This is a genomic window from Kitasatospora sp. NPDC005856 (assembly GCF_040629945.1).
In the GTDB taxonomy this organism is placed as follows: domain Bacteria; phylum Actinomycetota; class Actinomycetes; order Streptomycetales; family Streptomycetaceae; genus Kitasatospora.
The window spans coordinates 1-10,281 of record NZ_JBEXWT010000121.1 but is presented as its reverse complement, the minus strand read 5'-3'; the positions used below and the strand labels follow the sequence as shown (position 1 = coordinate 10,281).

General features: G+C 73.0%; 9 protein-coding genes. 2 read left to right on the top strand and 7 right to left on the bottom strand.

What is annotated here, in order from left to right:
- Nucleotides 1–123: 123 nt before the first annotated feature.
- Genes ABZ449_RS38115 through ABZ449_RS38090 form a run of 6 tightly spaced genes read right to left on the bottom strand, consistent with a single transcriptional unit; the run spans nt 124 to nt 5,411 of the window.
- The gene (locus ABZ449_RS38115) at nt 124–444 is read right to left on the bottom strand and encodes a multidrug efflux SMR transporter (RefSeq protein WP_360355580.1); all 321 of its coding nucleotides are present in this window, start codon (nt 442–444) and stop codon (nt 124–126) included.
- Between the two features lie 6 nt (nt 445–450).
- Complete coding sequence (locus ABZ449_RS38110) at nt 451–1,209, bottom strand: HAD family phosphatase (RefSeq protein ID WP_360355577.1); 759 nt, start codon at nt 1,207–1,209, stop codon at nt 451–453.
- 60 nt (nt 1,210–1,269) lie between these two features.
- Nucleotides 1,270–2,355 carry an ABC transporter ATP-binding protein gene (locus ABZ449_RS38105; protein ID WP_360355574.1) on the bottom strand — a complete coding sequence of 362 codons (1,086 nt, stop codon included), beginning with the start codon at nt 2,353–2,355 and terminating at the stop codon, nt 1,270–1,272.
- 20 nt (nt 2,356–2,375) lie between these two features.
- Entirely contained in the window at nt 2,376–3,221 is an 846-nt protein-coding gene (locus ABZ449_RS38100) for an ABC transporter permease subunit (RefSeq protein WP_360355571.1), read from the bottom strand.
- Complete coding sequence (locus tag ABZ449_RS38095) at nt 3,209–4,198, bottom strand: ABC transporter permease subunit (RefSeq protein ID WP_360355568.1); 990 nt, start codon at nt 4,196–4,198, stop codon at nt 3,209–3,211. The genes ABZ449_RS38100 and ABZ449_RS38095 overlap by 13 nt, the downstream gene beginning before the upstream one ends.
- A gap of 43 nt (nt 4,199–4,241) precedes the next feature.
- Complete coding sequence (locus tag ABZ449_RS38090) at nt 4,242–5,411, bottom strand: ABC transporter substrate-binding protein (protein ID WP_360355566.1); 1,170 nt, start codon at nt 5,409–5,411, stop codon at nt 4,242–4,244.
- Between the two features lie 340 nt (nt 5,412–5,751).
- Here ABZ449_RS38090 and ABZ449_RS38085 point away from each other — a divergent pair, with 340 nt between their 5' ends.
- A complete protein-coding gene (locus tag ABZ449_RS38085; RefSeq protein ID WP_360355563.1) occupies nt 5,752–6,618 on the top strand; it encodes a GntR family transcriptional regulator in 867 nt (288 codons plus the stop codon).
- Between the two features lie 63 nt (nt 6,619–6,681).
- Here the strand turns inward: ABZ449_RS38085 and ABZ449_RS38080 are convergent, their stop codons facing one another.
- Nucleotides 6,682–8,280, bottom strand: coding sequence for a TauD/TfdA family dioxygenase (locus tag ABZ449_RS38080; RefSeq protein WP_360355561.1), 1,599 nt, complete (start codon nt 8,278–8,280; stop codon nt 6,682–6,684).
- Between the two features lie 285 nt (nt 8,281–8,565).
- On the opposite strand from ABZ449_RS38080, the gene ABZ449_RS38075 reads away from it, so the two are divergent.
- Nucleotides 8,566–10,203, top strand: coding sequence for an APC family permease (locus ABZ449_RS38075; protein WP_360355559.1), 1,638 nt, complete (start codon nt 8,566–8,568; stop codon nt 10,201–10,203).
- The last annotated feature ends 78 nt before the right edge of the window (nt 10,204–10,281 follow it).

Here is a 10,281-nt window from a genome sequence, read left to right as displayed (position 1 = left end):
GAGCTCTCCACCCCCTCTTGGCGGCGGTGCCCGCCCCGCCCCTCCACCGCCCCGCGCTCGTGGGGGGGGGGGGGGGGCGGGCGCGGGGCCCCCCCCCGCCCCGCCGCCCGCCTCGTCGACGGTTCAGTGGCCGCCCTTGAGGTTCAGGACCACCACGCCGACGATGATCAGGGCGAGGCCGACCCATTGCAGCCGGCCCAGCGACTCGCCGAAGGCGACGATGCCGATCCCGGCGACCGCCGCGGTGCCGGCCCCGGACCAGACCGCGTAGGCGACCGAGACCGGTATGTGTTTGAGGGCGCGGCCGAGCAGGGCGAAGGAGAGGACGTAGCCGACGGCCACGCCCACGCTCGGCCAGAACCGGGTGAAACCCTCGGTGAGCTTGAGACAGCTGGTGGCGCAGACCTCGCTGACGATCGCCAGGGTGAGGAGGAGATAGGGCATGGGGGATCAAACCCCGCGCGCGGCGCTGAGCTTCCCGAGCAGGGCGAGGTCGGCCTGCTCCAGGCTGGCGAGCAGGGTGATCCGCTCGCCCTGGGGCATCGGTACCGCGGTGGACGGCACGGCGAGCACGGCGCAGCCGGCCGCGGTGGCGGAGGCGACCCCGGTCGGGGTGTCCTCGACGGCGAGGCAGACCGCCGGGTCCAGGCCGAGCCGCTCGGCGGCGGCGAGGTACGGGTCGGGCGCGGGCTTGGTGCGCTCGGTGTCCTCGGCGGCCAGGGTGACGGCGAACCAGTTCCGGCCGATGGCGGACAGCACCAGGTCCACCACCCGGCGAGGGGAGGCGGAGACCAGCGCGGTGGGCACCCGGGCGTCGCGCAGCGAGGCCAGCAGGGCGAGCGCGCCGGGGCGCGGAACCGTCTCGGCAGCGACCTTGGCGGCGAAGGAATCGCCGAGCCGGGCGGCGAGTGCGGCCTCGTCGAGGGTGGTGCCGCTGACCTTGTGCAGGTGGGCGGCGGTGTGCTCGACGGCCTGGCCGAGCACCTCGGGGGCGTCCTCGTCGGTGAGCGGGCGGTGCAGTTCCTCGGCGAGTTCGGCGGCGGTCTGCCACCACAGCTGCTCGGTGTCGACCAGGGTGCCGTCCATGTCGAACAGGACGGCGGCGGGCAGGCCGGCGGCGGGCAGGGCGGAGACGGGCGCGGCGGGGGCTCCGGACGTGGCCGGGGTCCCGGTCGTGGCGGAGGTTTCGGGCAGGGCGGAGTCAGGCATGGCGGTACCTTCGGTGGTTCTTCGGGGCTCCTACGGACGGAGCGGGGAGGTTCGAGGCTCTCAGGCGGTGCGGCGGTCCACCAGTACCGGGCGCTCCGGCAGGGTGAGCGCGGCCCGGGCGCCGGCCGGCAGGGCGGCGGCGGCCTCGGTGGGCAGGTCGGCCTTGACCTCGGTGCCGTCGTCCAGGCGGACGGTGAGCCGGGTGACGGCGCCCAGGAAGGAGGCGGTCATCACCAGCGCGGGGCCGTCCTCGGCCGGGGTCAGGGCGACGTTCTCCGGGCGGACCAGCACCTGGAGCTCGCCGTCGGCCGGGATCTCGCCGTCCACCGCGTGCCGGCGGCCGAGCACCTCGACGCCGTCCGCGGTGCGGGTGCACGGAATGCGGCTCATGGTGCCGACGAACTCGGCGACGAAGGCGGTGGCCGGCCGGCCGTACAGCTCGGACGGGGTGGCGCACTGCTCCAGCTTCCCGGCCCGCAGCACCGCGACCCGGTCGGCCATCGACAGGGCCTCCTCCTGGTCGTGGGTGACGAACAGGGTGGTGATGCCCAGCTCCTGCTGGAGGCGGCGGATCTCGTCGCGCAGCTGGAGGCGGACCTTGGCGTCCAGCGCGGACAGCGGCTCGTCCAGCAGCAGGACGCGCGGCTGGAGGGCGAGCGCGCGGGCGAGCGCGATGCGCTGCTGCTGGCCGCCGGACATCTGGTGCGGGTAGTGGTCGGCGCGGTGCGGCAGGCCGACGAGCTCCAGCAGCTCCTGGGCCCGCTTGCGGCGCTCGGCCTTGCCGGTGCCGCGCATCCGCAGCCCGAAGGCGACGTTGTCCACGGCGGTCAGGTGCGGGAAGAGGCTGTAGGACTGGAACACCATGCCCGCGTCGCGCTTGTGCGCGGGGATCGAGGTGATGTCCCGGCCGTCGACCAGCACCTCACCGGAGTCGTGCTGCTCGAAGCCGGCCAGGATGCGCAGTGCGGTGGTCTTGCCGCAGCCGGACGGGCCGAGCAGGGCGAGCAGCTCGCCGGGGTGGACGGTGAGGTCCAGGCCGTCGAGGGCGGTGGTGGCGCCGAACGCGCGGCGCAGGGAGCGGAATTCGACGGTGGCGCTGCCGGGGGAGAGCGAGACGCCGTTGGCGATGGCGGTGGGCGTGGTCATGACTGGTGACTCCGGGGGGTTCAGGAGGCGGCGGTCTTGGCGTGGCGCTCGCGCCCGGCGGTGGCCAGCAGGAGCAGCAGCAGCCAGGTGAGCAGCAGGCTCAGGATGGAGACCGCGACCGACATGTGGGCCTGGCTGTTGCCGACCGAGTAGATCCAGACCGGGAAGGGCTGGAAGCCGAGGATCGAGGCGGTGGTGAACTCGCCGAGGACCAGGGCCAGGGTGAGGAAGGAGGCGTTCAGCAGGGCCCCGCGCAGGTTGGGCAGGACGACGGTGAACACCGCGCGCGGCCAGCTCGCGCCGCAGTTGCGGGCGGCCTCGACCAGGGTGCGCACGTCCATCGAGCGCAGGCCGGCGTCCAGTGCGCGGTAGGCGAGCGGCAGGGCCATCAGGACGTACGCGATGACCAGCACCAGCGGGAAGTCCGGGTCCTGGATGAACACGAAGGTCTGGAAGAACGGGGTGTCCATCAGGTAGTCCGGGCCCCAGCGGAGCACGCCGATCAGGCCGGCGGTCAGGGCGACCGGGGGGACGACCAGCGGCAGGGTGCAGAGCACGTCGATGACCGGGCGCAGCTTCGGCGAGCCGAGCCGGACGGCGATCAGCGCCGGGACGAGCAGGAGCAGCAGCACCACGACGGTGACCACGGCGAGGCCGAGGGTCAGCCAGAGGCTGTCCAGGAAGCCGGGGGCGGAGAGCAGCCCGGTGTAGGCCGCGAAGGAGATGCCCTGGGGGTCGTCGATGGAGAACCAGAAGGAGGCCGCGAGCGGGACGACGAAGTAGACGCCGGCGAGCAGCAGCACGGCTCCGCGCCACCAGCGCACGGTGCGTCGGCCGGGGCGGGCGGGGGTGGTCAGCTGAGCCATCGGGCGCTCCGGCGCTGGAGGGGGAGGTACACGGCCATCACCAGGACGGCCACGACGATCATGTTGAGGCTGAGGGCGAGGGCGAGGTTGCCCTGGCCGACCAGCACGTTGCCGGAGAGCGCGTCCGCGATCGAGCGGCTGACCAGCGGGACGGTCGCGCCGACCATGGCGGCGGCCGTCGCGTAGGCGGCGAAGGCGCTGCCGAAGAGCAGCACGAAGCCGCCGAGCAGGGAGGGCGCCAGGATCGGCAGGGCGACGTGGAGCCAGTACTGGACGGTGGTGGCCCGGTTGTTCTGGGCCGCCTCGCGCCACTGGGTCCGCAGGCCGTCCAGGGCCGGCGTGATGGTGAGCACCATCAGCGGGACGAGGAAGTACAGGTACACGATCGTCAGGCCGGTGAAGGAGTACAGCGACCAGCCGTGGTCGGTGAGGTGCAGCAGCCTGGTGATCTCGCCGGCGTTGCCGAGGGTGGCGACGAACGCGAAGGCGAGCGGCAGGCCGCCGAAGTTGGCGAGCACGCCGGAGGCGGTGAGCACCGCCTGGCGCAGCCAGCCGCGCCGGGAGGTGACGACGGCCTGGGCGAGCGGCAGGCCGAGCGCGGTGGCGAGCAGCGCGGTCAGCGCGGAGAGCTTGAGGCTGCTCAGCATGGCCGTCAGGTAGCCGCCCTGGACGGAGTCCGCCAGGTTGTCGAAGGTGAACTGCCCGGCGCCGGTCTCCGCGTCGCTGGAGGTGGTGAACGCGCCGATCACGATGGCGATCGTGGGCAGTCCGAAGCCGATCAGGAAGAACAGCAGCAGCGGCACGGTGGCCAGCCAGGACGCGCCGCCGAGGCGGGCGAGCGGCCGGCGCCGCGGGGCGGGGGCCGTGGTGGGGGAGGTGGTGGGGGAGGTGGTCGTGGCGGTGGCGGACGCCCCCGCGCCGCCACCGGGGGAGGTGGCGGCGGGGGTGGTCGGCACCGGGGTGGGAGCCGTGGTCATGAGTGCCTTTTCTCAGCCCGAAGTGCGGTGCGTGGCCGGGGTGTCAGCCCGCGACGGCCTTGGTCCAGTTCTCGGTGACGACCTTCTTGGCCGCGTTGATCTGGTCGACGGTCGGGAAGGTGGTGAACGGCTTCTCGACGGTCGGCAGCTTGGCGGCCGCGGTGGTGTCCAGGGTGCCGTCCTTCTTCAGGGCCTCGAAGGTGGACGGAGTGGCGTAGCCGCCGAGGAAGAGGTTCTGGCCCTCGGCGCTGAACAGGTACTCCTGCCACAGGCGGGCGGCCGCCGGGTGCGGGGCCCACTTGTTGATGCCCTGGTTGTAGAACTGGGCGTAGGAGCCGTCGGCCGGGATGGAGACCTTCCAGTCGACGCCCTTGTCCTTGAACTCGTCGGTGTAACCGGCGTTCAGGTAGGACCAGTCGATCGAGATCGGGGTCTCGCCCTTCTCGATGGTGGCCGGGGTCGACTCGACCGGGTTGAAGTTGCCGGACTGCTTCAGCTTGCCGAAGAAGTCGATGCCGGGCTGGACGTTGTCCAGCGAACCGCCGTTGGCGAGCGCGGCCGCGTAGACGCCACCGAAGGCGGAGCCGGACTTGGTCGGGTTGCCGTTGAGGGCGACCTGGCCCTTGTACTCCGGCTTGAGCAGGTCGGCGAAGGTCTTCGGGCAGTTGGCGATCTTCTTGGCGTCGCAGCCGATCGAGACGTAGCCGCCGTAGTCGTTGACGGCGGCGCCGTTCGCGTCCTTCATGGTGTCCGGCACCTTGTCGAAGGTGGCGACCTTGTAGGGGGCGAGGATGCCGTCCTTGACCGCCTGGAGGGCGAAGGCGCTGCCCAGGTCGACCACGTCGGGGGCGCGGTCCTGGCCCTTGCGGGAGTTGATCGCGTTGATCTCGTCCTGGCTGGAGCCGTCCGGGTTCTCCTCCTCGACCTCGATGCCGTACTTGGCCTTGAAGCCGTCGATGATCTTGCCGTAGTTCGCCCAGTCCCGGGGCAGCGTGATGACGTGCAGCTTGCCCTCCTTCTTGGCGGCGGCGATCAGGCCGTCCACGCCGCCGAAGTCGGCGACGGAGGTGGCCGTCTTGGCGTCCTTGGCGCCGCCCTTGGCGGCGTCGCCGGACTTGGCGCTCGAACCGGCGGAGCCGCAGGCGGTGAGGGAGAGCGCGGCGGCGGTCAGGACGGCCGCGAAGGCGGCGGCGCGGGCGCGGTGCACGGTCACGGGGAGGTCTCCTGTTAAGGGGGCGTACTGCGAGGGGCGTTCGCGGGGGTTCCGCGGGCCTGCGTCTCGCGAAGGGCGGTGGACCGGCCGGGTGAGCGATCGATCGACGTCGTCCGAGTTGACTAGCCAACTTCGCTGACGGCAGTAAGTACGCCGGAGCCCGGTGACGGGAAGGTGAACGGATGGCCCAGAACCGGGGTCGGCTGCGGGAACGGTGGAATCCGGCCATCGGAGCGTGAACCTTTCGGTGCGATGCTTCGAAGGCGCAGCGGGATAAGGTCGGGCTGTCCGCGCCGGTACGGCTGCGCAGGACACCGCCCCAGGAGGGACATTGACTGACGTGGCAACCGATCCCCGGCGCCCCGGGGCCGAGGAGCGCCCGGCCGCCGGGGGCCACTCGGCCGCCGGAGGGCACTCGGCTCCCGGGGACCACTCGGCCGCCGGGGAGCCCCCGGCCGAGCGCCCCGGCGCGCTGTACCGGAAGGTGGCCGCCGACCTGCGCGAGGCGATCACCACCGGCGCGTTCGGCGAGGCCGGCCGGCTGCCCGCCGAGGGCGCGCTGGCCGAGCAGTACGGCGTCTCCCGCGGCACCGTCCGCCAGGCGCTCGCGGTGCTGCGCTCCGACGGGCTGGTCACCTCCCGCCGCGGCACCCGCCGGGTGGTCCTCGGCGGCGCCCGGGTGCAGAGCTTCTCCGAACTGCTCAGCTTCACGCACTGGGCGTACTCGATGGGCGAGGAGCCCGGCGGCATCCTGGACTCGCTGGTGCGCCGCCCGGCCGACGCCGCCGAGCGCGAGCAACTGCGCCTGGAGCCGGGCGCCGAGGTGTACGTCATCGTCCGGCTGCGGACGCTGTCCGGCACGCCGGTGATGGTCGAGCGCACCGTCTACCCGCCGCGGGTCGGCGAGATCGTCGCCGAGCTGCCGCCGGACGTGGTCTCGCACACCGAAGTGCTGCGCGAGCACGGCATCCTGTTCACCGACGCCGACCACACCATCGACGTCGTCCCGGCCAACGCCGAGGACGCCCGGCTGCTCGGCTGCCGCCGGGGCGGTCCGCTGCTGCGCGAGCGGCGCCGCACGACCGACCCGACGGGCACGCCGGTGGAGTGGTCCCAGGACCGCTACCTGCCCGGGACAGTGGCGTTCAGCGTGCACAACTCCCTGGCCACCTCGGCGCTTTCGCGGCACGCGCGGGAGCTGGACTGAGCCCCCGCGCATGCCGCGCGAGCGTTCCCGGGGCGGGATGAGCCGGCCCGACGGGCCGGCCCGCTACCGCATGAGCGCGGCGAGCAGCGGGCGGTAGTGCTCGAAGCCCGGCGTCGGGGCGCCGGCCACCTTCGCCTGCTCGTCCCAGCGCCGCACGGCCACCGCGTCCCGCGCGCCCGGGAGTTCGGCGAAGGCGGCGGCCCGGCGCTCGTCCATCGGGCCGCCCTGGACGCTCAGGGTGTACGCGGAGGCCGCGGAGAGCCGTTCCCGGTACCCGGGCTCGACCGCGCACAGGTAGCGCTTGGCGGCCACGTGCAGCCGGACCGGCTCGGTGACCTCCGGGCCGAACCAGCGGGCCAGCCAGTCGGCCCCGGAGTCGCTGTGGCGGTTGTCCTGACCCCGCATCAGATCCCTTCCGTGCAGGGACCCCTGGCCGTTCTCGTCGAAGAAGTGTCCGACGTCGTGCAGCAGCGCGGCGGCGACCAGGTGCTCCGGCGCCCCGGCGGCCTCGGCGGCAGCGGCGGCCTGGAGCATGTGCTCGGCCATGGTGACCTCCTCGCCCAGGTACTCCCGGGCGCCCTCGCCCGCGAACAGGGCGGCGATCGCGTGCAGGGCGGCGGTGCGGCGGCTCAGCACCGCGAGGGTGCTGTTCAGCGCGTCGAGGTCGGCGTAGCAGCCCTGGAGGTGGCGGTGGCCGTCCTGCTGGAAGGCCGTCCGGGCGTGCAGCAGGCGGGTGTTGTCGAAGATCAGGCAGTCGCCCGGGCCGAGGCGGAAGGTGAGCCGGAGCCCGGGGCGCAGGGTGATCGCGGCGAAGCGGCGGTAGGCGGCGTAGAAGGCGTCCAGGTCGGCCGGGTCGCCGGCCCGGACGGTGCCGATCGAGCGGTTGTTGAACCTGACCTCGCGGATCCGGCCCCGCGGGTCCACGTCGATCAGCGGGCGGTCGGCGCGCAGTTCGGTGCCCCGGTCGCGGAAGACGAACGGGACGGGCGTGCGGGTGAGGACCTCGAACGCGGCCGGCGCCTCCTCCCGGAGGATCGCCGCGGCCTTGAACCCGTCCACCAGCCCGGAGTCGCCGCCGGTCGCCGAGTTCTCCAGGCAGTGCAGCAACTGGAGGGTCGGCACCGGGTCCCGGTACGGGTTGTCGGTGTGCGGGGCGATGGCGACGCTGGTGAAGGCGAGGTTGTTCGGGTCCGGCTCGACCCGGACGTCGAACAGCTCGCCGTAGTTGGTGACCCGTACGTGGCCGAAGCTCTCCGCCACCCGCAGCACCTGCCGTTCGACGGCCGGCACCCCGCGCAGCACGGCGAAGCCGCTGTCCCGTACGGCGGCCAGCACCGCGGCCTGCTCGGCCGGGTCGGTCAGGTAGTCCTCCCACCGCGCCTGCGGGATGCCGGGCGCGAAGTCCGCCGCCGTCCAGAGCCGCTTGCCCTGCTCGGTGCGCCCGTCGCCCTCGTCCGCCCGGTGCAGCCACTCCAGCGGGTAGCGGGAGCGGTGCCCGTCCGACCAGCGCACCTCCAGGTGTCCGTCGGCCTCCGTGCTCCCGGTGACCGCCAGGTCCGGCGGCAGGTCGTCGATCTGGAACAGCTTCTGCCCGTTGCGCGGGTCCCGGCACTCGGCGCACGGGCAGTTGTCGCGCAGCCAGTACGGCGGCGGTTCGATCATCGGTCTTCTCCTCGGCGGTACTACGGCTGTCGTGTCGGGTCCCCATAGGGAGGTGAAGTTGTATAGCCAACTTCAGGCCCTGCTCGGGAGCCTGCCTGCCTCCGGTGAGCTCCGCGTGCCAGCTGGGTGAACGCTTCGGGAACTGTGCCGACGGGCCGTTCCCATGGGCCGTTCCCGCGGGCTGTTCGGGTGAGGGGTGCGGGGTGCGGGGCGTTTCGGGGCGGGGAGTCGGTCGGGCTGCGGCACTGTCGGAGGAATTCCTCCTGCTTCGAGAGGCGATCGGCCATGGCCCATTCCTCATCCAATCCGCCCGGCTCGGGGCACACCGCGCTGCGGCGCGAGGTCGGCGTCATCGGACTGCTCTGGGCCTCGGTCGGGGCGATCATCGGCTCCGGCTGGCTGTTCGGCGCGCAGAAGGCGGCGGTGGCGGCCGGGCCGGCGGCGCTGCTGTCCTGGGGCATCGGCGCGGTGGCGATCGTCCTGCTGGCGCTGGTGCACGCCGAGCTGGGCGGGCTGTTCCCGGTGGCGGGCGGGACGGCGCGCTACCCGCACTACGCCTTCGGCGGGTTCGCCGGGATGTCCTTCGGCTGGTTCACCTGGCTGCAGGCCGCCACGATCGCGCCGATCGAGGTGCAGGCGATGATCAACTACGCCCAGCACTGGACCTGGGCGGACGGCCTGCTGAACAAGAACCTCACCCTGACCGGGTGGGGGTTCGTCGTCGCGGCCGCCCTGCTCGGAGTCTTCGTCGCGGTCAACTTCCTCGGCGTGCGGCTGCTCGCCCACACCAACAGCGCGGCCACCGTGTGGAAGGTCGCCGTCCCGGTGCTGACCATCTTCGCGCTCGCCGTCACCGAGTTCCACGGCTCCAACTTCGACGTGCACGGCTTCGCGCCGGACGGCGCCAAGGGCGTGCTCACCGCGATCAGCAGCAGCGGGGTGATCTTCGCGCTGCTCGGCTTCGAGCAGGCCATCCAGTGGGCGGGGGAGAGCCGCAACCCGCGCCGGGACATCCCCCGCGCGGTGCTCGGCTCGGTGGTGATCGGCACGATCGTCTACGTGATGCTCCAGGTGGTGTTCATCGGCGCCCTGCCGCCGGAGACCTTCGCCCACGGCTGGAGCACGCTCGACTACCCCGGGATCAGCGGACCGTTCGCCGGCCTGGCGACCCTGATCGGCCTGGGCTGGCTGGCCACCCTGCTGTTCATCGACGCGGTCATCTCGCCGGCCGGCACCGGGCTGGTCTACATCACCTCCAGCTCCCGGGTCACCTACGGCCTGAGCCGCAACGGCTACGCGCCGCAGACGCTGCAGTCCACCGACAAGCGCGCGGTGCCCTGGCTCGGCCTGCTCATCGCCTGGGTGGCCGGGGTGATCTGCTTCCTGCCGTTCCCGAGCTGGCAGCGGCTGGTCGGCTTCATCACCTCGGCGGTGGTGCTGATGTACGCGGGCGCCCCGCTGGCCTTCGGGGTGCTGCGCAAGCGGCTGCCGGGGATGGAGCGCTCGTACCACCTGCCCGGCGGCTCGGTGGTCTCGCCGCTGGCCTTCGTGGTGGCCAGCCTGGTCATCTACTGGTCCGGCTGGGACACCCTGTGGCGTCTGGGCCTGGCGATCGTCATCGGTTACCTGCTGCTCGGCGGGTACTCCTGGTACGCGCGCTCGAAGGGGCTGCCGAACGCGCCCCGGATGGACTTCCGGGCCGGGCAGTGGCTGCCGGTCTACCTGGTCGGCATGGGCCTGACCTCCTGGCAGGGCACCTTCGGCGTGGGCGCGCAGGGGAACCTGCCGCTGTGGTGGGACATCGTCGTCGTGGTGGCGTTCTCACTGGTCGTCTACTACTGGGCGCTGGCGATCGCGCTGCCGGCGGAGGAGATCGAGCGGAACATCCGCGGCGTCGAGGTGGTGGACGTCAACGGGCACTGAGCCCCGGGTGCGGTCGCGGGGGGGGGGGGGGCCGCCGGGGGGGGGGCGGCCGCGGGCGGCGGGGGCGGGGGGGCGGCC